Raw genomic sequence first — 26,062 nt, 5'->3', positions numbered from 1 at the left:
TATAACGTTATCGTTCATAAATTAACAAAAACATCCTCTCTCAAGAGACTAATACTTCGATAGAAATACTATATTTACATCTTATTTTTTCATGAAATGGCTATTCATAAACTGGATCTTGACGAATTTGACGAAATAGATTACTATCTTTTTGCAATTCATACTTCGTTAGAAGACTACCGATTGGCCTTTTTTATTAATCAAAAATTGCCGGTAAATCTCAGTAAAAGTGAAAATGAAATTCAGATTAATATAAAAGAAGGACAAACCAATTTTTCTAGGTTTTACTATAATGATGAAACAAGTTCCATTTCCTGGAATTTAATTCAAAATAAAAATGAAGTGATTCAATATAAAAAAGGAAACACTCAAAATCTATTTTCAAATGTGACACTAGAAGTGGCTACAAAAGTTTTTTTACTTCCTGAGTTTAAGAAAGTAGATTATTTTTTGAAAATAGAAAAGGACAACGATACTATGGACATATCCAAAATACAGCTACTATTAAATACCATAGACAGCATATCCACTGTTTACAAAGTAGAAACAAATCAAATAAAATCTAAAAACAATTTAATTTTTTAATACAAATGCTTACAAACAAAAAAACTAAAATTGTAGCCACACTTGGGCCCGCATGTAGTACAAGAGAAATCATAAAAGACATGATTGACGCAGGTGTAAATGTGTTCAGAGTAAATTTTTCACATGCTGACTACGAAGATGTAAAAGAAAAGATAAACCTTATACGAGGTTTAAATGAAGAGTTTGGTTATACCACTGCTATCCTTGGCGATTTACAAGGTCCTAAACTTCGTGTAGGAGTAATGGAAGAAGGAGTTGTAGTGCATGACGGAGATTTAATTACGTTTACTACCGCTGAAGACATCCTTGGTACAGCCAAAAAAGTTTTCATGAAATATAAAAACTTTCCTAATGATGTAAATCCTGGCGAAAGAATCTTACTGGATGACGGTAAACTTATCTTTGAAATTGTAGAGACTGATAAAAAATCAGAAGTTATTGCAAGAGTAATACAAGGTGGTGAATTGAAATCTAAAAAAGGAGTTAATTTACCAAACACTAAAATATCTCTTCCTGCGATGACAGAGAAAGATATTGCAGATGCCATATTTGCTATTGAACAACATGTAGACTGGATTGCATTATCATTTGTAAAAACACCAGAAGACTTACAAGACTTACAGGAATTAATAGCCAAACATTCGGACTATAAAATTCCAATCATTGCCAAAATCGAAATGCCAGAAGCACTAGAAAATATAGACAAAATTGTTGCTTACTGCGATGGTTTAATGGTAGCACGTGGGGATTTAGGTGTTGAACTCCCTGCTCATGAAGTACCTTTAGTTCAAAAAGAATTAATTCGCAGAGCTAAAACTGCTCGTATTCCTGTAATTGTCGCCACGCAAATGATGGAAACAATGATCACTAGCTTGACACCAACGCGTGCCGAAGTAAATGATGTAGCCAACTCCGTTATGGATGGTGCTGATGCAGTAATGCTTTCTGGAGAAACTGCTACTGGAAATTATCCAGTTCAAGTAATTCAAAAAATGACACAAATTATAGAAGCAGTTGAGGATTCTCCACTTATTCAAGTACCACAAAACACTCCACAAATAAAAACAAAACGATTTATTACTAAAACGATTTGTCATCACGCAGCTACTATGGCAAATGTAATCAAGGCAAAAGCCATTTGTACATTGACTAACAGTGGATATACTGCTTTTCAAATTTCAGCTTGGAGACCAAATGCACATATTTTAGTTTTTACTTCAAATAAAAGAATCCTTACCCAACTTAATCTGCTATGGGGAGTAAAATCCTTTATTTACAACAAGGATGAAAGTACAGATGATACAGTTACTGACGTTAACGAGATTGTAAAACAAAAAGGTTTTGTCAAAAAAGGAGACTTTCTTATTAATTTAGCAGCAATGCCAATTAAGGAAAAAGGAATGGTAAATACCTTAAGAGTTTCAGAAATAGAATAGGCAATCCGTATATGGAAAGCCATCATAAAACCGTCTTGCTAATGCTGTAAGACGGTTTTTTTGGTTTCATAAAATCTATTCTTTGGCAAAAAAATTAAGAACAATTAAACACGGTTATGCAAAATAAAATTTATATTTGACTAACAAAAAATCACTCCAATTATGAATTTTAGTTCTAAAAATCCATTTTTAAATAATAAAACTTTTTCGACTGCAGTTTCTAAAAAAGACCAAGTACATCAAGCCACTATTATCGATTATAATGACGAGATGACGTTATCAGGAACTATAAATAGAAGTTTGATTTTATTCTTACTACTCACAGCTTCTGCAACCGTAATTTGGTGGATGGCGTTTAATGGCATGAATCCAATAGCTCCAGCAATTGGAGGCGCCATCATGGGATTAGTTTTAGTTCTCATAGCTGCTTTCAAACCACACTATTCTCCTTACCTTGCTCCAGGTTATGCTTTGTTCGAAGGTTTATTTATTGGTGGAATTTCAGCAATATTTGAAGCAAAGTATCCTGGAATTGTAATTCAAGCTGTTGCTGCTACATTTGTAACTTTTATGGTTTGCCTAGTATTGTATAAATATAAAATTGTCAAAGTAACAGAACAATTCAAATCAGTTGTTGTGGCTGCAACTCTTGCCATTGCAACATACTACCTTATTTCTTGGGTTTTTTCAATGTTTAGCAGTTTTACACCCGTGCATTATGGGAACTCACTGATGAGTATCGGAATCAGTATTTTTGTAATCGTTATAGCTGCTTTGAACTTATTCTTAGATTTTGACCGAATTGAAAAAGGAGCTGAGCAAAAAATGCCAAAATACATGGAATGGTATAGTGCTATGGGTTTGATGATAACCTTAGTTTGGCTATATATTGAATTTTTAAGACTGCTTTCTAAACTGAACAGTAAAAATTAAGACCCTCGTACAAAATTAAAAATAGAAAAACCCTTTCTAGAATAGATTTAGAAAGGGTTTTTATATTATGCGGCTTTTTCAAAAGCTATGTAATGCCTTAATTCCCCCTTATTGTTAAAAACCGGGAAACCTTTTATCAGACAAACATAAACTTCACCATTTTTTTTATAATTCATAACTGTTTTTTCAAAAGGCTCATGCTTTAATATTGCCTTACGAATTTCATTTGAGGTAATCTGGTTTGTCGCTTCACCTTGAAACATTTTTGGACTTTTCCCTAAGACTTCTGCTGCCGTATACCCGTTCATTGCTATCATGTTATGTGATGCAAAAACAATTTGTAATTTGACATCCGTCACAACAATTACCTCCTCTTTAAGGCTGTTTTTAAGATCCCAATTGTTTTGAGCCCATTTATTTTGCAAGGCAATTGTATTCAGTTTATCCAAATCCAAAAAAAAGCTCTTCATTGCGCGTAAAAAATCATTGTGGAAATCCCACGAATATACCGGCACAGTTTTAACGCTTAAACGATTGTGATACAAGTAAATAGCCTCTTCATATTGTCTAAAATCACTCATGATAAATTGATTTAAAGTTCAAATGTAATTTTATTTATAATAATAAAATAATACTTTTTAAACTTTAACCCTTGTTGAACGCACTAAGTATTCATTAGAAATCAAATTTTAACTGCACCACCACGAATTTCTTTTGCTCTGTATTCAAATTACTCACTGAAATACCAAGCAATCGTACAGAATCTTTCATTCGTTCTTGATACAAAAGTTCGCTTACAATTTCTAATATTAAAGTTTTATCCGATATAAAATAAGGCATCGTTTTGCTGCGGGTTTGCTGTGAAAAGTCACTGTATTTTATTTTTAAAGTTATTGTTTTGCCGGCAACAGTGTGTTTTTTTAATCTTTTTTCTAGGGAATGTGCTATGTTCTCCAATTTCTCCATCATAAAAATTTCGGAAGAAAGATTAACATCAAAAGTATGCTCTGCAGCCACCGATTTAGTGATTCGATTTGATTTAACTTCACTATTATGAATCCCTCTCACCACATTGTAATAAAAATTACCTGCTTTACCAAAGTGTTTCTCTAAAAAATCTAAGGACTTATTTTTTAACTCCAATCCTGTAAAAATTCCCAGCTGGTACATTTTTTCTGTTGTGACTTTCCCAACACCATGAAATTTCCGAATGGCTAGTTCTTCTAAAAAAGAAACAACCTCCTCTGGATTAACTGTTTTCTGACCGTTCGGCTTATTGTAATCACTGGCGATTTTAGCTACGAACTTATTAACTGATATTCCGGCTGAAGCGGTTAAACCAACTTCATCAAAAATGCGTTTCCTAATTTCCTGCGCTAATAAAGTAGCGCTTGGGATCCCTTTTTTATTAACCGTAACGTCAAGGTACGCTTCATCAAGCGAAAGGGGCTCCACAAGATCTGTATACTCATAAAATATTTTTTGAATTTTGCTGGATATTTCCTTGTACCGATCAAACCGAGGTGGCACAAAAATAAGCTCTGGACAATTTTTTTTAGCCATAACACCACTGATGGCACTACGAACACCAAATTTCCTAGCCTCGTAACTTGCTGCAGCAACTACCCCTCGGCTTTCTGAACCTCCAACAGCAATGGGTTTTCCGCGCAAATCCGGATTATCCAATTGCTCAACCGAAGCATAGAAAGCATCCATGTCAACGTGTATAATTTTCCTATTTGGATTTAAATCATGCATCATAATAGAATTGAATAACCATCCTGCTTTTTCAATGACTTATTATACACTACAAATCTTTGACCTCTTTGACCTGTAAGTAATTATCAGCCACGCTTGATTTATTTTTAATTTCTGTTGGAAAAAAGAAACTAAAGGGTCTTGATTTGAAATGATTGAAAATAGACACGGTTACGAATCGAAGTTCAAATAGTGAGATCGCTCGTGAACGGAATGCCAAGCCTAATGAGAGACTGAAACTTACCATAAAGTTAACCAATCCTATAATTCCAATACCGAAAACACCCCAAAACAACATCGAATCGCTAACTTCATAATTAGCTCCATACAATGCTAAAGCAAGGTTCCCACTGGCAAAAGTAATGTGTCTAATGTCAAGATTTAATCCTAAAAACAATCCAATAGACGCCGTGCTACCCATGAATATACCAAACCAGAAATTAGAAATAATTCCTGCCCATCTTTTTTCATACAATTTTGCTAGTTTTACCGTTTTTGTTTTTCCTAAATTCCTTTTAAGGAAAGGATGTTCTGTAATTCTAAAATAGACCTGATTGTGCTTGTCTCTATTGGCCACACTGCCCGAGATAATTCCCGATAAAAACAGAAAAACTCCAGCTATAGCTGCATGAAGAATAGCCAAAGAGTGAATAGGACTCAAATCAATAAGTAAACCTTCCCATTTAGTTGCAGCAATATTGTACTGCATCATGTAATCAATAAGCCAAATTCCCAATAAGGAAACTGGAAAAGCCATAATTACATTTCCCACGAAAGCGATAAACTGAGAACGAAATACCCTTGCAAATAGAATAGCAAAAGCTTTGTACTTTTCAGCATCTTTTCCCTGCTTCAATACACCCTCTTCAAGTGCTTTAATCAAGGCCGCCGCAGTCATTGCCGGTTGCTTAGTCGCTAAAGTAAAGCCTAAAAGATAAATCGCTATAAAACCAAAAGCATAATTCATACTGTAAAGAAAAGCATGTCCAAAAAAACTGGTGTCTGCCTTAGAAAGAAACACTTTTATAACACACAAAATCCCTACTATGAATCCACCTCCTAGCGCTGTTTTGAACATTTTAAAATATTCCTTACGACCTTCTGTAATGTATTGCTCCCCCGTTTTAGCGGTATGTTGTGTAATCTCGTAGGAAATCAATTGGGTGCTTTCTGCTACAAATTTTCGAACATTATTTTTGTAGCAGTTAAACTTTATTAGTCGCGAAGCTAATATGATCCCATTGTTCTTTTTATCTTTCTCACTATCTACTATCAGTAACGAAATTAAAAATTTAAGTCGCTCTAATTGCTGACTAATTTTTAATAAATTCTGGTTTACCCGAAGTGAAATGCCGTATTTTGAACTATTATGAAATGCCTTCTCCACAAATTCTTCGCATTGCTTGTGCAAAACTAATAACTGCGCATACGATAAATCATCTGAGGTAATGTAGTGTCTGTGGGAGATTCTAATTCGATCTTCCATTAAAAACAATTCCTTTTCAAAAGCAGAAAATGGACTTTCGAGATCATCAAATTCGGGCACCATTTTGATTACATCCGTTTCCATTGCTCGACCACTGATGCGCTGCGTAATCAAATGCATAGCAACTAATAACTCCGACAGAATAGAATTGGGCTGCGCCGTATCATAAATAGATTTGAACCTCAAAAGATCGTACACTTCTCCTAATTGGTTTAATGGTATTTGGTTAATCCAAATCCCATCATTGGCAAGATAAAAAACCTGATTCAGAATATATTCTAAAGTATCTATTTGTGGCTGATAAGGCAAGAACTTAGCGAAGATTCTCTTTTTTACTTCAAAGAGAAAATCTACATCTTGCAAAATGGCGGCGTCAGAAAGAATTTTATTAAATTTCCTGTCTTTTAAAATCTCTTTGAGGTAGATAGAAAACTGTTTTCTACAAGCATAATTTACTTTTAAAAAAGAAATAATTTCTTGTAAATCCACCTTTTGTCCCTTTTTGACTTTTAAAGGACGTATCAGACGAATTAATTCAACTAAAGGCTCCAAGCTGTCGCTTGTCTCGCGCCAAGATTGTGCTTCACCAAAAAATTCAGTTAAAAGTCCTGCAATAGTGGCCTTAGGCTTAACTTTGAAAAATACCTTCATTCTTTTAGTTCAATTTTTGTAAAAATACAAATAGGCCAAACAAATTCAGCGAACTAATTCATAAAAAATTGATTCAAAAGGGCAAAAAAGCAAATAAACACCCTTACTTTTTTGAATTGGCTTCCTTTATGCTTTCGAGATTATAATTATAGTGCTACACAACCTAAGAAATGAAACGCAACTTCGCATCTACAAACTAAAGTAGCACTTCATTTGCTATAAAAAAATAGAAACCGACTAAAGTAAAAATATTCAATACCTTTGAATTCTGAGATTAGAAACAATAACAAAGAAGACCTTCCAATACTAAAACTGTTTTTTAAATAGAAAAAAGGAGATTAGAGATTGTCTGTTTCAGCAAATAAACTTACTATTGCTGACCAAATAAACAATCGCAAGTATTACAAAAATCAAAATAATATGATTGAAATAGAAAGAAAATTTTTGGTTAAAAACGAATCGTTCAAAGCAGATGCTTTTGCTCAAAATCATATTGCGCAAGGCTACTTGAGTTCAGTTCCTGAACGTACGGTTCGCATACGCATCAAAGGTGACAAAGGATTTTTGACTATAAAAGGAAATTCAAATAAAACAGGGATGTCCCGATTTGAATGGGAAAAAGAAATTCCTATTGCTGAGGCTAAAGCATTACTAGTAATATGTGAAGAAGGTGTCATTGAGAAAACCCGTTTTGAAATAAAATCTGGGAATCACACTTTTGAAGTAGACGAGTTTTATGGTAAAAATGAAGGATTAATAGTTGCAGAAATCGAACTTAACGCTGAGACGGATTCTTTTGATAAACCTGAATGGCTTGGTACTGAAGTCACCGGGGACATACGCTATTACAATGCTTATTTAAGCAAAATTCCCTTCCAAAAATGGTAATTATTTATTCAATACTTCAATAGTTACCAGCATTCCCCCACTGCCTCTATTGGAAGTAATATCCATAAATGCTCGTTTTGAAAGGTCAATTTCTCTAGACTTTACAAAAGGCCCTCTATCGGTGATTTCCACAACTACCCATTTTCCATTTTTCTCATTGGTGACTCTAACTTTTGTACCAAAAGGAAGTTTTTTATGTGCGGCAGTATATTTGTTATTGTCAAATTTTGTACCACTAGTAGTGCGTCTTCCGTTGAATTTATCTGCGTAATATGACGCATGAGCCGCTTTTTTGAAAGGCTTAAAAACGCCTAATACCGCTACTAAAGAATCCAATTTTTTTTCCTCAATTTCAATTGCCATTTTACTCTTTTTGATGGAATCTTTTTGAACTAAGGTTTTCTGTCTTACTGAACTTTGACTATAGACTGCGCAACTTATTACCAGTAAAAAAAATAAAGTAATTGATTTTTTCATATATCTTGTGTTAGTTAAATCTATTTTACAAAAACCATACCTAGAAAAAAAAAGCTCTATTTCTAGAGCTTTTTTTTAGGTTTTTTATAACCATATTTTCCATGGAATTCTACTCAATATAAGTAATAATCCCAAACCATATAAAATAGAGAAGGTTTTAAATTTTGACTCACTAGTCATCAATTTTTTATGTTTAGACCAACCTATAGTGATTAATGCAATAGCAATAACATTGATTAATGGATGCTCAAGTGCTAACAATCGGCTTTCCGTTGTTAAGCCTCCCATTCCCACCGCTTTTATCATATTTAATCCGTTAGGAGAAACAAAATATAAAATGATACCCACTAAAAATTGAATGTGAATTGCTATCAAGGCAAACAAGGCAATTTTTCGATCTTTGGAAAGAAATTCTTTTTTAGAAAACATTCCAATTAAGGAATTTACCACCGCAACCACCAATACTAAAAGAGCCAAATAAGCCCAGCCAGAATGGAATTTTTGAATAAAATCGTACATATTTAATATTTTTATTTTAACAAATATAATAAAAAAAGGCATAAAAAAACCACGTCTCTCAACGTGGTTTTTAAAATATTCAAAATCTTAAAATATTATTTTCCAAAAATATATCTCAAAGTAAATTGTGCTTGCCAAACATCAAATGTTGATGCATTTTTTTGAAAAGTATCTTTAATTAAAACTCTAGTTCCGTCAGCTTCTACTTGAGTTGCTAATTGATAAAAAGGAACATTAGAAGTTGTAGTTCTGTAATTTAAAACATTCGCATTAGTAACTCTTTGCGTTACACCCCAATCTTTATTGATAAAATTGGTGAAGTTTAAGATATCAGCTCTAAATTGGAAGTTATTCTTTTTACCAGCAATCGTAATATAAAAATCTTGAGTTGCAGATAAATCTAATCTATGTAACATTGGTAAAACCCCACCATTTCTTTCAGCATACTGCCCTCTTCTTGTAGAAAGATATTTGTCTTGGTTGATGTATGCATCATAAGCTAATTGCTGTTGTGCTTCTGTGTAAGCTGTCACAACAGTACCATTTGTTATTGAAAGTGGTTGGAAACGAATTTCACTAGCGCTATTTGGCACATAAATCAAATCATTATTATTTACTCTATCTCCATTCATGTCACCTCCATAAGAATATGAAAACGGACCTGATTGCTCACCAATATAACCTAAGTTGATTGATGTAGCTGCTCCTACATTTTTACCATATTCAATTTTATAACCTACAATACCTACTAATCTATGTGGTGTATTGTTATTAGACAATGCTAATGGCAAATCATTATTTCCATTTACAGATCTAGCTCCAGTCCATGAACCAGAAGCAATAGAACCAGGAGACAATAAATCGTTAGCACTTGAGTGCGTGTATGCAAAAGATCCCCAAAGACCTTTTTTATAAGGATACTCTAATTTAAAAGTTGTAGAATAAAAATATCCTTTGTCCGTATTACTTAAAACAACAGCACTAGAAACATTATCATTTACACGAACACCTGCATCATTACGTGCATATCTTGGTCTGTTATCTGGTCCGCTAAACGTTCCAACAGGAGCATCAAAGTTTGCGTTATAATAGTTGATTGCATTAATGTTTCTTTGAAAAATCCCCTCAACTGTACCTACAAAACCAAAAGGAAGTTTTTGATCAACAGCTATGTTTGTTTTCCAAACTTGTGGAAACTTAAATTTTTTATCTGAAAAAGCCAATTCAAATGTAGTAGGAAGAGTTGGAGTATCAGGAATAAAATAATCATTAGGATTAGGCGTAAAACCATATCCTCCATTTGCTAATGCAGCACCACTAACGTCTACAAAACCTGTAAGTACACCATTATTTCCAATAGCATTAGACAAATAAACTGATGGTGCTCTACCTGTAAATACACCACTACCTCCACGAAGTAAAGTAGATGCATCTCCATTTAAGTCTAAGTTGAAACCAACTCTAGGCTCAAATAAATATTGTGTATCAGGCATATCTCCTGTATTGAACTTTTGCCCTTCTGCAAACGTCAATGCCGTAACTGCAGGATTTTCAAGAGCGGTATCAGCAAACCAAACTGCTGTAGCACGAATACCTACCGTTAATTTGAATCTATCACTCAATTTCATTTCATCTTGCGTATACAAATCGAATTTATTAGATTTAAATATTTGCAATGGCTCTTGAGCACCCGGCAAAGCAGAGTATCTAAATTGGAAACGTGAAGGAAGTGCAGTTGTAGATGGCAATCCTCCAGTATTAGCTGATTGATTTGCCGCAGCGTAAAAATCAGTTAAAGAGTTAAAAACGTAAACACCGTTTGATCCAGAGAAAAACAAGTTACTTGATTTAAAATATTCAAAGTTAGTACCAAACAATAAAGAATGTTTCCCTACCGTTTTAGTTAAATTATTTGTGAAGTGCAATGTAGAATAAGACAATTTATTACCTTGTGTAAAAGGGTCTAAACCAGCCGAAATAAATGTATTCGATCCGTTTAAGATGTCAATTGTTGGGAATAAACCACCACCTTGTAAAGCTCTATCTTCTATTTGTTTGTCATAACCTGCGATGAAGTTATTGTACCAAGAATTGCTTAATTTACTATTCAATTCCAAAACAGCTGATCTCGTATTATCTTGTATGACATAACCACTATTTTTGAATGACATTGCAAGCGGACTTGTTCTCCTATTACCATTCCCTAATGAAAAAGAGTTTGACGTTAACTCATCAGAATTAGAATCGTGATGCACATAACGTGCTGTTAATTGATGATTGGCATTGATATTCCAGTCAATTCTAGCAAGGAACTTTTTAGAAATTCTCTCAGAATCGTAATTCTCCCATGGTCCAGTAGTATAATTAAATTTCTCTTGCAAGAAATTAGAAAGTGTTTCCATTTGTGCAAAAGTAGGAGCCGAAACCTGACCACTTGGCTGTGGTGAACCTGTAGAAGTCCAAGTTGTAGCTGGGCTTAAATTTTCTATAGTTTCAAAATTTCCAAAGAAAAACAATTTATCTTTTATGATAGGCATTCCAATTCTAGCACCCCAGATTTTTTCTTCAAATTTTCCTGGAACAACAACTGTTTCTCCCGCTTTAGTACCAATAAAATCTTTTTTATTGCTACGGAATGAATTATAAACTGATCCCTCTACTTCATTTGTTCCACTTTTTGTAACGGCATTTATTCCGGATCCTAAAAATCCAGATTGACGTACATCATAAGGAGCAATACTTACTTGTAGTTGTTCAATTGCATCTAAAGAGATTGCTGTAGACCCTGTTCTACCCCCTGCTTGTGAATCACTACCTAAACCAAAACCATTATTAAATACAGAACCATCAATAGTAAAGTTATTTAATCTTGAATCCTGTCCTCCAAAAGTACCATTACTACCTGCATTGGCATTGTACTTTGTGATTGAATTTATTGAACGCGCACCTGTTACTGGCACCGCAGTTATTTCTCTATTAGAAAATTGTTGAGAAGCTCCGGTTCTTCCTTTATTGAAATTACCTTTTGATTTTGTAGAAACAATTACTTCACTTAAAGCATTTGACTCTTCTTCAACAACAACATTTACAGTTAAGTTATTACCTAAAGGAGCAGTAATATCTGTAATCTCTGTTGTTTTATAACCAACGTAAGTCACCTTAATGGTATAAGGTCCTCCTGGTCTAATTCCTTGAACTGCATACCGTCCATTACCATCCGTAGTAGAATAGTACTTAGTTCCTGTTGGCTTATGAACAACCTCAACCGAAGCTCCCGGAAGAGTTTCTCCAGCATTTGATTTAACAGTACCAGACATAGCAGAACTAGTAACCTGCGAATGACCTACAACTGATAAAAAAATAATCAAAATAAAAATAATTCTTTTCATTTTTGTTTTTTGTTTAGTTTAAAAATATTTGGCAAAATTATAACATTTTTAGTTTAATAAGTTAACACAACGTTAAGAATTGCCATTTAAAAAAAAACCAAAAAACAATTAAAATTAATTTTAATTGTTTTTTTTATAAAAAATAGATTTTTTATCAATAGAAAACTACTTTTATTGAATTATATTCATTTATTGACAAATTTTTAAGATGAAAAAAAACTTAATAATCTTAAAAAAACTATTAAAACAGAGATACTTAGCCATAAAAAAGCCCTGATTTCACTCCAATCAGGGCCTTGAAAACTATATTAATAACTCTAAAAAGAGCGTTGAGTTCAAATTATATCAAAATTTATTAAGAATATAAATTTTTTAATTCTTTTTATTCCTTAAAAAATGATTCAATAAAAATGCTGTAGAACTATCATGACTTTGCACTTTTTCCGTATCAATTTCCGCTAATATAGAGTTTGCCAATTGTTTACCTAACTCCACTCCCCATTGATCAAAACTGAAAATATTCCAAATGATACCTTGAACAAAAATTTTGTGCTCATACAGAGCAATCAAAGAACCTAAAGTTTTTGGTGTCAGCCTTTGAATTAAAATAGTATTCGTTGGTTTGTTACCTGAGAATATTTTAAAAGGCAAAAGAAATTTAGCTTTTTCTTCTGAAATGCCTTGTTTGTCAAATTCTGCTTGAACTTGCACTCCTGATTTTCCATGCATTAAGGCTTCCGTTTGGGCAAAAAAGTTAGACATCAATTTATCATGATGATCATTGTCTCCGTATAAAGGAGTTATGAAACCAATAAAATCTGCAGGAATCAATTTTGTTCCCTGATGAATTAACTGAAAAAAAGCATGTTGCGCATTGGTTCCCGGTTCTCCCCAGATTATAGTTCCCGTTTGATAATTCACTGGCTTTCCGTCACGACCAACACTCTTACCATTGCTTTCCATCGTTCCTTGCTGCAAATAAGGCGCTAATTTTTGCAAGTATTGTGTGTATGGAATCAAGGCTTCACTTTCGGCACCAAAAAAATTATTGTACCAGACACTCAATAACGCCAAGATAACGGGCATGTTTTTATCAAAATCTTCCATCTTGAAATGCTCGTCCATTTCATTGGCTCCTTGTAACAATTCATCAAAATTATCGTACCCTACAGCTAAACTTATCGTAAGTCCAACAGCACTCCACAAAGAGAATCGTCCGCCAACCCAATCCCACATCGGAAAAACATTAGCTGCATTTATACCAAACTCAGTTACCTTATCAATATTGGTGGAAACCGCCACAAAATGTTTAGCAACATCTTCTTGAGTTGTACCAAAGTCTTTTGATAAAAACCATTTTCTGATTGTTTCAGAATTAGTCAATGTTTCTTGTGTGGTAAATGTCTTGGAAACGATTACAAACAGTGTAGTTTCCGGATTCAGTTTTTTGATAATCTCATTAACATGATCCCCGTCCACATTTGAAACAAAATGGATATTAAGATGATTTTTATAGAATTGTAAGGCCTCAACAACCATTGCAGGCCCTAAATCAGATCCTCCAATACCAATATTTACAATATCTGTAAATGCTTTGCCCGTAAAACCAGTTCTCTCACCCGAAGTTACTTCATTTGTAAATGCTTTTATTTTCTCTTTTACTTCATAAATTTCAGGAATCACATCAATTCCTTCCACTTTAACAACTGCGGAATCAGTAGCACGTAGCGCAGTATGAAGCACCGCTCTATTTTCAGTTTGATTGATTACTTCACCTTCAAAATAGTCAGCAATGGCGCTTTTAAGTCCAACTTCATCAGCCAACTCTAACAACAGCTGAATCGTCTCTGTATTGATAATGTTTTTAGAATAATCGATTAAAAAATCATTCCATTGTAAGTTAAAAGTGTTCGCTCTCGAAGAATCCAATTGAAATAATTCTTGCATAGAAGCCTTTTGCATTTCGCTGTAATGCAATTCCAGTTTCTTCCAAGCGTTTGTTTCTGTTGGGTTTTTAGTATTTAAAGCCATTATAAAGGAGTTGTAGTATTGTTAAAATTGGGACAAAAATACTCAAATTTGTTTTAATGAAAAATGGGTTTTGATTTATATAACAATTTAGCGTTAAAACCATTGAATTGCGCTATTGTAGAATCCAATTAAGCTAAATCTGTTTCTTTAGGATTTCTTTACCTGAATAAACTGTCCAATTACAAATTAGCTACACTGTCTAATTCAAACTTCAACGGACTTATTTGTGCTAGAAAACGGCTTTTATTGCTTCCGGTCATAGGTTCACCAGTAGGTAATTTAAGCCTGAGCGCATCCACTTGTTTTCCATTTTTCCAAAAACGATAACACACATGTGGTCCAGTTGCAAGACCTGTACTTCCAACCAAACCAATAACTTGACCTTGACTGACACGCTGACCTCGTCTTACTAAAATTTTTGACATGTGCAGGTATTGCGTAGAATAAGTTCCATTGTGTTTTACTTTTACAAAATTTCCATTTCCGGCCGTAAATCCACTTTGCTCTACAACACCTCCAGCTGTAACGGTAATAGGAGTTCCGCGTGGCGCTGCATAATCTGTTCCTTTGTGCGCTTTCCATCGGTGTTGAACCGGATGAAAGCGACTGGACGAAAATCGGGACGAAATTCTGCTGAATTTTATAGGCGATTTTAGAAAGAAATTTTTCAGTGTTTTTCCTTGCTCGTCGTAGTATTCTTTTTTATCTGAATTGGAATTTTGAGCAAAAGGAAATGCATAAATAATTTTTCCTCGGTATTCAAAAAAAGAAGCTTCGAGTTCTTCTACTCCATCATAAATGGAGTCATTTATAAAACGCTCAGTAAAAGTTATTGCAAAGCGATCTCCTTTTTTGAGCTTCATAAAATCAATAGAATAGGCATAAATTTTAGCAATTTTGCTAGCTAGCGCTCCTTCTATCTTGGCATTGCCTAAGGTTTCAGACAATGATTCTTTTAATACTCCACCAATGGTTCGGCGTTTAATTGTAATGGGTTTTGTTTTTTTGAATACAGCCACCGCTGTATCTCGAAAATCAATTACATAATAACTTAAGTTGTCAGGCTGATAGATAAAAACCTCTAAATTATGTTTTTTGTCTTTGGATCTCAACAATGTAAAAGGTCGGTTGATTCTAATACTTCGCACATCAAATGAATCACGGACTTTTGCAATAATATCATATACTTGCCGATCTCCTATATTTTGTTCTTCTAAAAGAGTCCCAAAAGTATCCCCTCTTTCGATTGTGTCATTAACTATATTAAAATCAGAAAGAACAAATCCAAATTCGCTTTTTTTAGGAACAAGTTGTACTACTTTTTCCGGAACTATTTCCTCCGTTTTTTTACATGATACTAAAGAAAATAGTGCTATTATAACTATAAATATTTTTTTCAAACCGTGTTTTTTAATTCAACTTACTTTTCTACTCCCCAATTTTCTAGTTCATGGCTACTCCATAATTCCGGGAAGAAAATTCTTCTTTGGTATTTAGGATGCATGTATTTTTTCCAGTCACTTCCACCAGTAGCTTCGCCATCTCCTTTTCCGCTTTGATCAATGTATTTTTTTGCTGTATTCAAATGTTGCATTACCCAAGTGATATTGACCGTATGATCATAATGACGCATCGCTTGAACTAATTCAGGATTTTTTTGATCTAATTCAGGTAATTGCTTGAATTTTTGCCAAATATTTATGGTGTTGTATTCCTCCATGTACGCTAGGAATTCCTTTTTGTATTTTTTTTCAAATTCCTCCAATAGGAAAGATTTTTTTCCAGTTTGATAATCTTTACCAGCTGCTTGCCAATACAAATGCTCCAATGCAAACTCATACGGAGTATTTCTGTCGATGGTGTCTCTATAACGGTGGTCAATCAGGTTTATTAGGTCAGTGGAAGAAAATTCTATTAAGCGGTACTGCGCGCTCTGAAAACCACTAGCAGGCGTCAATGTATTTCTAAATTTCATGTATTGTTCCACTTCCATTCCATCTCCCATAATACTGAAGGAGGTAGTTAACATATCAAAATAACGACTAATTCGCATCAATCTTTCTGTAAAAAAAACTGTATTGATGTCCTTACAATACGCAATTTGCTGCATTTCCCAAAGAATCATTTTAAATATTAATTCATTTACTTGGTGATACATAATAAAAACCATTTCATCAGGAAGCGTCGTTCTTTGAATTTGCAGATTCAACAAAGCATCTGTTTGAATGTAATCCCAATACGTAATAGGTTTAGACCAAAGCAATCCTTCTAACTGCGTCTCTGTTTTTTGATTTATCGCATTGTATTTAAGCTCAATTTCTTTTAAGATAGCTTCTGAATTCTCATTGTTATTCATTTTTATTTTTTTTTGAAAGGAGTCTTTAATCCTTTGTATGCATCAATATCTGCCTTAATTGAACCTACAGCTAAACTAGCTTTTATCCTGAGCGGCACTTTATTATCATCATCCGAAATCCAAACGGTTAGACTTTCTTGTTCTTTAAAAACACGTCCTGATTGTACTAAAGGTCTAAAAATCATAGCTGGAACAACGCCAAATTTAGTGGTAATATTTTCTCGTCCTATAAACTTTAGCTTAAATTTTGTAGTTTCATCATCAAAAAACATGTCAATAGCAACGGCTTCGCCTATTTTTAACTTATCAATATTAGGATGATTCCTTAAATAATAAAAAGTTGATAATATATCTTGAGTGTTTTTTGGAATATAAAGCGTTTTTTCCGTTTTATGTTTATAATCCTTCACCACCACCCTATTACTGGATTGATTGAAAAAACCTTCTTGATTTTTGGTATAACCACCTTCATCAATTTTCCGAACAAATTGATATGGATTTCTAGTTTCCTTGTCGATATAACTTTCGTATAAATCATCTACTTTGAAGAAAAATCGTGACATTCCCGTGGTGTATCCTCTACCAACAACATGAAACGTTTTTTTGCTATTTAGCGTGGCATCTTTCACTTCTAAAGTGGCATATCCAGCATTCACTATTCCGTAATGGATTCTGAATTTGAAATATTCTCCCACACCGTAAGCATCTTCCTGAGGAGAATCAAAGCTTACTGTTACAATCAATATGAAGAATAAGATTAGTTTTTTCATTACTTATTTTGTCAATTTATTGAATGTATTAGCAAAATTTGTTCCAAATATATTAAAACAAAAAAACTCAGTCAAATAATGACTGAGTTTTTATGCTATTAACTAACCAAAAAACTATAAACTATGAAATTTATATGAAATTAGGAAGGAAACCACCCCTTCCCTTTTTGCGAGTGCAAAGGTAGCTAACAAATTCAGTTATTTTTGCAAAAAATAAAGTTTAACACAACATTTATAAAAAAACGTGCTGTTCATCGGTTATTTTTTCACAATATGTAAAAATAATGCGTTTCTATAACGTTCCTCGCAATTGTTGTTCACGCTCAATTGATTCAAATAGTGCTTTAAAGTTCCCTGCACCAAACCCTTTGGCTCCCATTCTTTGAATAATCTCAAAAAACAAGGTAGGCCTGTCTTGCACCGGTTTTGTAAAAATTTGCAATAAATATCCTTCTTCATCTGCATCAACCATGATTGCCAGTTTCTCGATTTCATTCAGGTCTTCTTTCATCATTTTCATGTGATCACCCAATCGCTCTGGTATAGCTTCATAATACGTATGCGGCGGAGCAGATAAGAATTCGATTCCTCTTGCCTTGAGTTGCGATACCGTTTTGATAATATCATCCGTAGCAATAGCGATATGCTGAATTCCAGGTCCGCCATAAAAATCTAAATATTCCTCAATTTGTGATTTCTTCTTTCCTTCAGCAGGTTCGTTGATTGGAAATTTAATTCTTCCGTTTCCATTAGACATTACTTTACTCATCAACGCCGAATATTCCGTATTGATTTGTTTGTCATCAAAAGAAAGGAAATTCACAAATCCCATCACGTCTTCATAGAACTTCACCCAAGTATTCATTTCGTTCCAACCTACATTTCCTACCATGTGATCGATGTATTTTAATCCTGTTGGTTCTGGATTGTAATCGGATTTCCATTCCTTGTAGCCCGGAAGGAAAACACCCGTATAATTTTTACGCTCCACAAAAATATGCACCGTTTCCCCGTAGGTATAAATTCCGGAACGTACTACTTCTCCAAATTCATCTTTCTCAACCGTTGGCTCCATAAAAGAGCGCGCGCCACGTTTCATTGTTTCTTCGTAAGCACTTGTCGCGTCTTCAACCCACAGCGCCGCCACTTTCACTCCATCACCATGCTTTTGCAAATGTTCGTGAATAGGAGAATCCTGTGTTAAAGGCGTCGTTAAAACAATACGAATCTTATCTTGTTTTAACACATACGATGTTCTGTCTCGAACTCCGGTTTCTAATCCGGCGTACGCCAATGACTGATAACCAAAAGCCGTTTTGTAATAATGTGCCGATTGTTTTGCATTTCCTACGTAGAATTCTACATAATCGGTTCCTAGTAAAGGAAGAAAATCTTGCGCTCCTTCAAATATTTTTTCTAGTCCGTATTCTACTGATTTTACTTCTTTTGACATGATATTTATTTTTTGATTCGGTACGTACAGTTTTGGAAAGCGGATGACGCGGATTAAACTGATGTACACGGATTTATGAATTTAAAAAAATGTTGTTGATTATTCTACATCCTAGCCCTGATGGAAGTGGCATCCTTTTTCTGGCTTCTTTAGCCAGGAAAAGATATAACGTACAGCAGGAAACAGCTCCTTACTTCCACTACGCTCAGGCTGACAATTGTAATGTAATTGCTTCGTTCCTCGCAATGACTATTCCACCCAAGATTTATAGTACTGACCATCGTCTAGACCCATGGCTTCTTCGGTGACCATCAACGGGCGAAATGTATCGACCATAACTGCCAGTTCGTGTGTTTCTGTATGACCAATACTGCGTTCCATAGCTCCTGGCGCTGGTCCGTGCGGAATCCCTTTTGGGTGCAATGTAATGTGACCTTGCTCAATATTATTACGACTCATGAAATCGCCATCTACATAATACAAAACCTCATCACTGTCGATATTGCTATGATTGTAAGGCGCTGGAATAGATTTTGGATGGTAATCGTACAACCTTGGAACAAAAGAACAAACCACAAAAGTTGCCGTTTCGAAGGTTTGATGCACCGGTGGCGGCTGATGAACGCGCCCCGTTATAGGCTCAAAATTGTGAATGCTGAATCCGTAAGGGAAATTATATCCGTCCCAACCCACAACGTCAAAAGGATGCGTGGCATAAACCACTTCATGCATCATACCTTCTTTTTTGATTTTGATGAGAAAATCGCCTTTTTCATCGTGGGTCTCTAACTCGTTTGGCAAAATAAAGTCGCGTTCGCAAAATGGCGAATGCTCTAAATGTTGCCCTGATTCGTTTTTATAGCGTTTAGGTGTGTAAAAAGGCGCAAAGGATTCGACGTAGAACAATCTGTTTTCCGAAGTTTCAAAGTCAATTTGGTAAATCATTCCGCGAGGAATAATCAAGTAATCGCCATATTCAAAAGGAATATTTCCCATCATGGTACGCAGTTTCCCTTTTCCTTTGTGAATGAAAATCATTTCATCGGCATCAGCATTTTTATAGAAATAGTTGCGCAACGATTGTCTTGGAGCGGCTAATCCTATCGTACAATCCTTGTTGACCAACATCGCTTTCCGACTGTCTAGAAAATCATCTTCTGGTTTTAACTCAAATCCTTTTAACAGTAATGATTTAATGTTTTTTCCAATGGCGATTTTAGGTTCAACCGAATAAGATTTTAGAATTTCCTTGACTTGCGTAGGCCTGTGAACGTGATATAGCAATGACGAATGACCATGAAAACCTTCTGTTCCAAAGAGTTGTTCGTAGTACAAACCGCCGTTTGGTTTTTCGAATTGCGTGTGTCTTTTTTGGGGAAAACTCCCTAATTTATGATATAAAGGCATGATTTTTTTGTTTAAAAGTGTAACAAATTAAAGTTAAGATTACTTTATAATGTGCTATGATAAATCAAAAAAAGGGTACTTATTCCGGATTTCTCTTGATAAGGAATTGAAGATATTCTAATAAACCTAGCCATTTTGTTTTCATTATAACAAATATCGGAATTATTATTGAAATAAATTACAATTAAAACAAAAACCCAATGCTAAACCATGTAAATCCTTTGGGCTGTTCCGGGGACCAAGAATATTTTATTTCGATGGGCCCAATGACCGTTTCTAATCCATATCCAACAGCATAACCAGAATATTTTGGTATTGAAATCCAATCTACCGATTCAAAAATCCGATCTCCAATATTAGCAAAATTTGCCGAAAAATTGACGTGATTCTTTTTGTAAAACTCATAATCTATGGTTCCAGTTGACTTTATATAACTATTGGCTGCAATGCTCAAATAATCATATCCATATAAATATTTGAAATTATTCAATGGATTATATCCGTAGCCCCCTAAAATAAAATTAAAAAAGGCCACACTTTCCTGACCGAAAGAAAATCCGGCATCGGTTTGTAATTTGATGGTAGCATTTTTAAATAGAGTAGCCGCTACTCCAAAATCTCCTTTGGCAATGGAGTACGGCTTAAAATCACCGGTATAATTTGAAGACAGCAAATAGGATTGAATATCCCCTGAAAAATACCATCCTTTTTTAGGAAAATATTTATTATCGAAAGAATCGTATTTCATGTATCCAAAAAGACTCAGATAATTACTATTGTCAATTATGGGATCTACATTAGCAAGTGTCTCCGATTTTATTTTTAAATATTTGAGCTCGACTCCGCCTCCAATTAAAAATTTCTGAACAAATAAAGACTGGAAATACGCCTGATTGGTCAGGTCTGTAAAATCTATATTCAAAGAATTGATATCCGGATTATTAAAAGTCGCACTACTTATTTCCTTCGCTACATTTCTATTGAATTGATTGTAATTCGATTTAAACCCAAAACTCAGATTAAATCCATTTTCGATATAATAATCTAAATTATACCTGATATTATCGCCTAAAACAATATCCAGAGAAGCAATATCATTTTTAAAAAGTGTTTTTTTACGTGTCAAATTCACTAAAACACCACTTTTGAACAAATTATCATAATGCAATCCAAATTTCAAATATGTTTTTGTTGGATTCTCTTTTAAATTAATATTCAAATCCACATCGTTTTTGTTTGGTTCTAAGGAATACGATATAGCACTAAAATTTTTAGTCGCATTGATGTTATTAATACCTTTTAACAAATCATCATAACCCGTTTTTGCACCAGGCTTAAATCTTAATTTTCCAATGACATACTCTTTCGTGTAATTATCTAATTCATTACTATTTATAGCTCTTATCTGCAGACTGTCTGAATGCAACTCCAACTTTGGCTTCCTGTACGGATTGGATAATTCAACAATTCGTTCTATTTGTTCATAAACAGCAAATGCGGCTTCCTCTCCCTTTCTTATAATTTCACTTCCCTTATCAAAAGAGATTACACCGTATTGTGTAATATCGGGTTTAATATAAATATCCGTGTTGGTTACATTTTTTTTCATTCGCTCTATCGACTGAAGATTAGTGATTTGTACCAAAATCTTAGTAGCATCCTTAAGTTGAGTCCGGTCCAATAAATCATTTTGCACATCGACACCAATAATGATATCAGCGCCCAATTTTCGTACTTCCTCAATTGGATAATTATTTACAACGCCACCGTCTACTAAAATTTTTCCATCTATTTCTACAGGAGAAAACAAAGAGGGAAATGCAGAGCTTGCAATCATTGCCTGAGCTAAATTTCCTTTATTTAATAATACTTCTTCGCCGGTTTCAATATTGGTTCCAATACATAAAAAAGGAATGGGAAGTTGGTTAAAATCCTTGATGTGTCTTACGTTTCTGGTTATTCTGCTCAATAAATTATAATTATACATGCCTTTAGACAAGGCTTCTGGAATTCCAATCTTCATTTTATTAAAGGGCAAAACCAGCGCATACAATTCGTCGTTTCTTCTTTCGTAAAAATTCTTGGATGATCTGGGAATAAAATCGTTGATTAACTCATTGAAATCTGTTGCTTGAAAAATAGAATCTATTTGGGATGCGTTATATCCCGAGGCATAAAGACCGCCAATAACTGCACCCATACTAGTTCCGCCAATGTAATCGATCTTGACACCTGCTTCTTCCAATACTTTCAAAACTCCAATATGAGCAAAACCTTTTGCACCACCACCACTTAAAACCAAACCTATTTTAGGTCTTTTTTGTTCTTGAGAAAACACAGCCAAACTTATAAAAACGATGAATAATAGTGTGATTTTCTTCATAAGCAGCAATTTGTTCCGTAAAAGAATCTGATGGTGTTAATTTTCGTTTGTTGCTTTGTAAAATTCGGAAATTTTTTTGGCTTTTGATACACCTATAACGTCGGAAATTTCTTTTTCTGTTGCTAATTTCAATCTTTTAACACTTTTAAAGTGTTGAATCAAAGTCAGCATTGTTTTTTCTCCAATGCCAGGAATGGATTCTATCGAGGAATTTAATGCCGCTTTACTCCTTTTATCGCGGTGATGCGTAATCCCAAAACGGTGCGCCTCGTTTCGCAATTGCTGAATTATTTTTAAGGTTTCCGATCTTTTATCCAAATACAGCGGAATAGAATCTCCTGGATAAAATAGTTCTTCCAGTCTTTTGGCAATACCAATAATAGTTATTTTTCCTCTCAAACCCAATTCATCAATACTTTTCAACGCCGATGACAATTGTCCTTTTCCCCCATCAATAATTATTAAATTGGGCAATGGTTGATTTTCGTCCAATAATCGTTTGTATCTTCTGTAAACTACTTCGGTCATCGAAGCAAAATCATCCGGTCCTTCGACTGTTTTTATATTAAAATGACGGTAATCCTTCTTGCTAGGTTTTCCATCTTTAAAAACTACACAAGCCGCCACAGGATTGGTTCCCTGAATATTCGAATTGTCAAAACATTCGATGTGTCTGGGCTCCACCGGCAACCTCAAGTCTTTTTGCATTTGCGCCATAATTCTCTTGGTATGGCGATCAGGATCTACAATTTGTAGTTGTTTGAGTTGTTCAATTCGGTAGAACTTAGCATTCCGAATCGACAAATCCAGAATTTGCTTTTTGTCTCCCAATTGTGGAACTGTTATTTTTATATTCTCCCCCAAATCCACATGAAAAGGGACAACCACTTCTCGAGACAACAATTGAAAACGCTCTCTCAATTCAATAATCGCCAATTCTAGTAATTCTTCATCTGGCTCGTCTAATTTCTTTTTGATTTCCATTGTGTGCGAACGAATAATCGAACCATGTGAAATTTGCAAAAAATTCACATACGCCGCACTTTCATCTGAAACAATCGAAAACACATCGATGTTGGTAATTTTTGGATTAACAATCGTGGATCGCGATTGGTAATTCTCCAGAATTTCTATTTTTTCCTTAATTTTTTGTGCTTCTTCAAAATGCATGTCGGCTGCCAGATTCGTCATGACTCGCTTAAAATCCTTCATGCTTTCCTTGAAGTTCCCTTTCAAGATTTCCCGAATCGCATCTACTTGTTTTTGATAATTTTCAAGCGTTTCATGACCTTCACAAGGACCCATGCAATTACCAATATGATATTCGAGACACACCTTGAATTTCCCGCTTTCAATATTGCTTTTACTCAAATCATAATTACAAGTTCGAAGCGGATACAATTCTTTAATCAGATCCAGAATAGTACTTACGGTTTTGAAACTGGTATACGGCCCAAAATATTCCGACCCATCTTTGACCATTCTTCTGGTGGCAAAAATTCGGGAAAAAGGTTCTTTCTTAATACACAACCAAGGATAACTTTTGTCATCTCGCAGCAATACGTTATAGCGTGGCTGCAGCGTTTTTATAAGGTTATTTTCTAGCAACAGCGCATCGGTTTCCGTAGGAACAACAATGTGTCTGATGGTTACAATTTTCTTTACGAGCACATTAGTTTTGGCCGTGTCATGAATTTTATTGAAATAAGAAGAGACTCTTTTTTTTAGATTTTTGGCTTTGCCCACATACAGGATTTTACCTTCCTTATCGTAATATTGATATACGCCGGGATTGTCTGGTAAAGTTTGGATTTGAAGTTCAAGAGTTGGGTTTTGCATGGTTTATTTATTTCAAAAAAAGGGTCGTTTTATGCCACTTTCTCTAGCAAGGTTGTTACTTTTACAAACCTTTACTTATTTCGTTTCAAATTTACGAATTCAAAATAATTATTTCTATTTTTAGCTTTTAATTCAATATGAAAAACTCAAAAACCATAAGTATATTAGGAGAAACTATTTTGCCTGGACAAAGTAAAACTATTTACATGGAAATTGCGAAACTTCACAACGCTACAAAACTCAAAATCCCTATAGTTGTTCAACGGTCAAAAATTGAAGGACCTACCATACTGTTTTCAGCAGGAATTCATGGTGATGAAATAAATGGAGTTGAAATTGTAAGGCAGTTAATTACAAAAAAGATAAACAAACCAAAGATAGGCACTATCATCTGTATTCCCGTAATCAATATGTTTGGTTTTGTAAATCAATCTAGGGAATTTCCTGACGGCAGAGACTTAAATAGAGTCTTTCCAGGAAGCAAAAAAGGTTCTTTAGCGAGTCGATTTGCCTATCACATTCTAACTGAAATAATGCCACTTATAGATTATGCAGTTGATTTTCATGCTGGTGGCGCCAGTCGATTTAATGCTCCGCAAATCAGGTTAGCTCCAAATAACGAAGCGCTTAAAGATTTAGCCGATGTCTTTAATGCTCCCTTCACTTTGTTTTCCAATAATATTGCTGGAAGTTTTAGAAATGCCAGTCAAAAGCTAGATGTAAAAATGCTCCTTTTTGAAGGTGGAAAATCACTAAATATCGATTATCCAGTAGCCCATGCTGGGGTTGAAGGTGCTAAACGCATTCTGTCACATCTTAACATGTTAGCTGAGCATCATGTTCTCAAGAGTCCAGAAAAAAAGACCATTTACATTCAAAAATCAGCCTGGGTCCGTGCAAAATGTTCAGGCTTACTGCACGACAACGGCTTTATAGGTCTATTTGTAGCAAAAGGCACTATTTTAGCAACAATAACAGATCCATTTGGAAAATTTGAACGCAAAATAAAAGCTCCAAATGACGGGTTTATCATTAACGGAAATCAAGCTCCAATTGTGTATCAAGGCGATGCCATTTATCATATTTCAAAGACCATTTTAAATGCAAAGCACTAAAAAAGAATTAAGAATAAAATACAAAAATCTTCGACAAAACCTTTCGGAAGATGAAGTGGAAGAAATGAGTTTGGCTATAGCCAATAAACTGCTTACCATTCCGATTTGGGAGAAAACCTATTTTCATATTTTCCTGCCCATTTCCGAACACAAAGAAGTCAACACCGAATTTATTTTACACTTGCTATCTGGAAAAGACAAGGACATTATTATTTCTAAAAGTGATTTTTTGACGAGAAACATGAGACATTTTCTTCTGACAGACAATACTAAAATAAAGAAAAACCAATACAATATTCCAGAACCTGTAGATGGTATTGAAGTTCCCTCCAATAAGATTGATATCGTTTTTGTTCCGCTTTTGGCTTTCGATAAAAAAGGACATCGCGTGGGTTATGGAAAAGGATTTTATGATAAATTTCTATCCGAATGCAAACCAGATACCATCAAGATTGGCCTTTCTTTCTTCGAACCCGAAGAACTAATTACCGATGTTTTTGAAGGTGATATACAACTGAATTATTGTGTGACGCCAAATTCAATTCACTCGTTTTAACTTTTAATCTGTACTTTCGCAGCAGATAAA

Annotated in this window: 20 protein-coding genes; 6 read left to right on the top strand and 14 right to left on the bottom strand. The window is 34.4% G+C overall.

Going from position 1 to position 26,062, the window contains the following annotated elements:
- Positions 1-96: 96 nt before the first annotated feature.
- From E0F91_RS10000 to E0F91_RS09990, 3 genes are all read left to right on the top strand, one after another.
- Entirely contained in the window at positions 97-585 is a 489-nt protein-coding gene (locus E0F91_RS10000; RefSeq protein ID WP_132066404.1) for an IPExxxVDY family protein, read from the top strand.
- Positions 586-590: 5 nt separating this feature from the next.
- Positions 591-2,021, top strand: a complete 1,431-nt coding sequence (gene pyk / locus E0F91_RS09995; protein WP_132066403.1) for a pyruvate kinase — start codon at positions 591-593, stop codon at positions 2,019-2,021.
- 162 nt (positions 2,022-2,183) lie between these two features.
- Entirely contained in the window at positions 2,184-2,954 is a 771-nt protein-coding gene (locus tag E0F91_RS09990; protein WP_132066402.1) for a Bax inhibitor-1/YccA family protein, read from the top strand.
- 65 nt (positions 2,955-3,019) lie between these two features.
- On the opposite strand, the gene E0F91_RS09985 is transcribed toward E0F91_RS09990, so the two are convergent.
- The 3 genes from E0F91_RS09985 to E0F91_RS09975 all read right to left on the bottom strand — a co-directional run bounded on the left by E0F91_RS09985 (position 3,020) and on the right by E0F91_RS09975 (position 6,849).
- Positions 3,020-3,535, bottom strand: a complete 516-nt coding sequence (locus E0F91_RS09985) for a PAS domain-containing protein (protein WP_132066401.1) — start codon at positions 3,533-3,535, stop codon at positions 3,020-3,022.
- Between the two features lie 94 nt (positions 3,536-3,629).
- Positions 3,630-4,712 (bottom strand): DNA polymerase IV, encoded by a 1,083-nt coding sequence (gene dinB / locus E0F91_RS09980; RefSeq protein ID WP_132066439.1) that lies wholly within the window; start codon positions 4,710-4,712, stop codon positions 3,630-3,632.
- Between the two features lie 49 nt (positions 4,713-4,761).
- A complete protein-coding gene (locus E0F91_RS09975) occupies positions 4,762-6,849 on the bottom strand; it encodes a recombinase (protein ID WP_132066400.1) in 2,088 nt (695 codons plus the stop codon).
- Positions 6,850-7,269: 420 nt separating this feature from the next.
- On the opposite strand from E0F91_RS09975, the gene E0F91_RS09970 reads away from it, so the two are divergent.
- Complete coding sequence (locus E0F91_RS09970; protein WP_132066399.1) at positions 7,270-7,737, top strand: CYTH domain-containing protein; 468 nt, start codon at positions 7,270-7,272, stop codon at positions 7,735-7,737.
- Here E0F91_RS09970 and E0F91_RS09965 read toward each other — a convergent pair whose 3' ends face one another.
- The 11 genes from E0F91_RS09965 to uvrC all read right to left on the bottom strand — a co-directional run bounded on the left by E0F91_RS09965 (position 7,738) and on the right by uvrC (position 24,361).
- Complete coding sequence (locus E0F91_RS09965) at positions 7,738-8,214, bottom strand: septal ring lytic transglycosylase RlpA family protein (RefSeq protein ID WP_132066398.1); 477 nt, start codon at positions 8,212-8,214, stop codon at positions 7,738-7,740.
- A gap of 84 nt (positions 8,215-8,298) precedes the next feature.
- Positions 8,299-8,733 carry a hypothetical protein gene (locus E0F91_RS09960; protein ID WP_132066397.1) on the bottom strand — a complete coding sequence of 145 codons (435 nt, stop codon included), beginning with the start codon at positions 8,731-8,733 and terminating at the stop codon, positions 8,299-8,301.
- 95 nt (positions 8,734-8,828) lie between these two features.
- Positions 8,829-12,122 (bottom strand): TonB-dependent receptor, encoded by a 3,294-nt coding sequence (locus E0F91_RS09955; protein WP_132066396.1) that lies wholly within the window; start codon positions 12,120-12,122, stop codon positions 8,829-8,831.
- A gap of 372 nt (positions 12,123-12,494) precedes the next feature.
- Positions 12,495-14,153 (bottom strand): glucose-6-phosphate isomerase, encoded by a 1,659-nt coding sequence (gene pgi, locus E0F91_RS09950; protein ID WP_132066395.1) that lies wholly within the window; start codon positions 14,151-14,153, stop codon positions 12,495-12,497.
- Between the two features lie 179 nt (positions 14,154-14,332).
- Positions 14,333-15,553 (bottom strand): M23 family metallopeptidase, encoded by a 1,221-nt coding sequence (locus E0F91_RS09945; RefSeq protein ID WP_132066394.1) that lies wholly within the window; start codon positions 15,551-15,553, stop codon positions 14,333-14,335.
- A 20-nt stretch (positions 15,554-15,573) separates the two neighbouring features.
- Positions 15,574-16,509 carry a tryptophan 2,3-dioxygenase family protein gene (locus E0F91_RS09940; RefSeq protein ID WP_132066393.1) on the bottom strand — a complete coding sequence of 312 codons (936 nt, stop codon included), beginning with the start codon at positions 16,507-16,509 and terminating at the stop codon, positions 15,574-15,576.
- 2 nt (positions 16,510-16,511) lie between these two features.
- On the bottom strand, positions 16,512-17,279 hold the full coding sequence (locus E0F91_RS09935) for a DUF3108 domain-containing protein (RefSeq protein ID WP_132066392.1): 768 nt from the start codon (positions 17,277-17,279) through the stop codon (positions 16,512-16,514).
- 292 nt (positions 17,280-17,571) lie between these two features.
- Complete coding sequence (hppD, locus tag E0F91_RS09930; RefSeq protein ID WP_132066391.1) at positions 17,572-18,732, bottom strand: 4-hydroxyphenylpyruvate dioxygenase; 1,161 nt, start codon at positions 18,730-18,732, stop codon at positions 17,572-17,574.
- A 249-nt stretch (positions 18,733-18,981) separates the two neighbouring features.
- Positions 18,982-20,139: a homogentisate 1,2-dioxygenase gene (locus E0F91_RS09925; protein WP_132066390.1), complete on the bottom strand. Its 1,158-nt coding sequence runs from the start codon at positions 20,137-20,139 to the stop codon at positions 18,982-18,984.
- A 184-nt stretch (positions 20,140-20,323) separates the two neighbouring features.
- The gene (locus tag E0F91_RS09920; protein ID WP_132066389.1) at positions 20,324-22,522 is read right to left on the bottom strand and encodes a patatin-like phospholipase family protein; all 2,199 of its coding nucleotides are present in this window, start codon (positions 22,520-22,522) and stop codon (positions 20,324-20,326) included.
- A 36-nt stretch (positions 22,523-22,558) separates the two neighbouring features.
- Positions 22,559-24,361: an excinuclease ABC subunit UvrC gene (gene uvrC, locus E0F91_RS09915; RefSeq protein ID WP_132066388.1), complete on the bottom strand. Its 1,803-nt coding sequence runs from the start codon at positions 24,359-24,361 to the stop codon at positions 22,559-22,561.
- A gap of 137 nt (positions 24,362-24,498) precedes the next feature.
- Between uvrC and E0F91_RS09910 the strand changes: the two genes are divergently transcribed.
- Positions 24,499-25,476 (top strand): succinylglutamate desuccinylase/aspartoacylase family protein, encoded by a 978-nt coding sequence (locus E0F91_RS09910; RefSeq protein ID WP_132066387.1) that lies wholly within the window; start codon positions 24,499-24,501, stop codon positions 25,474-25,476.
- Entirely contained in the window at positions 25,463-26,032 is a 570-nt protein-coding gene (locus tag E0F91_RS09905) for a 5-formyltetrahydrofolate cyclo-ligase (protein WP_132066386.1), read from the top strand. The genes E0F91_RS09910 and E0F91_RS09905 overlap by 14 nt, the downstream gene beginning before the upstream one ends.
- Positions 26,033-26,062 lie beyond the last annotated feature (30 nt).

The organism is Flavobacterium sandaracinum, from assembly GCF_004349135.1.
GTDB classification, from domain to species: Bacteria; Bacteroidota; Bacteroidia; order Flavobacteriales; family Flavobacteriaceae; genus Flavobacterium; species Flavobacterium sandaracinum.
The sequence above is the reverse complement of the archived record's forward strand: the minus strand, read 5'-3'. Positions and strand labels throughout refer to the sequence as shown.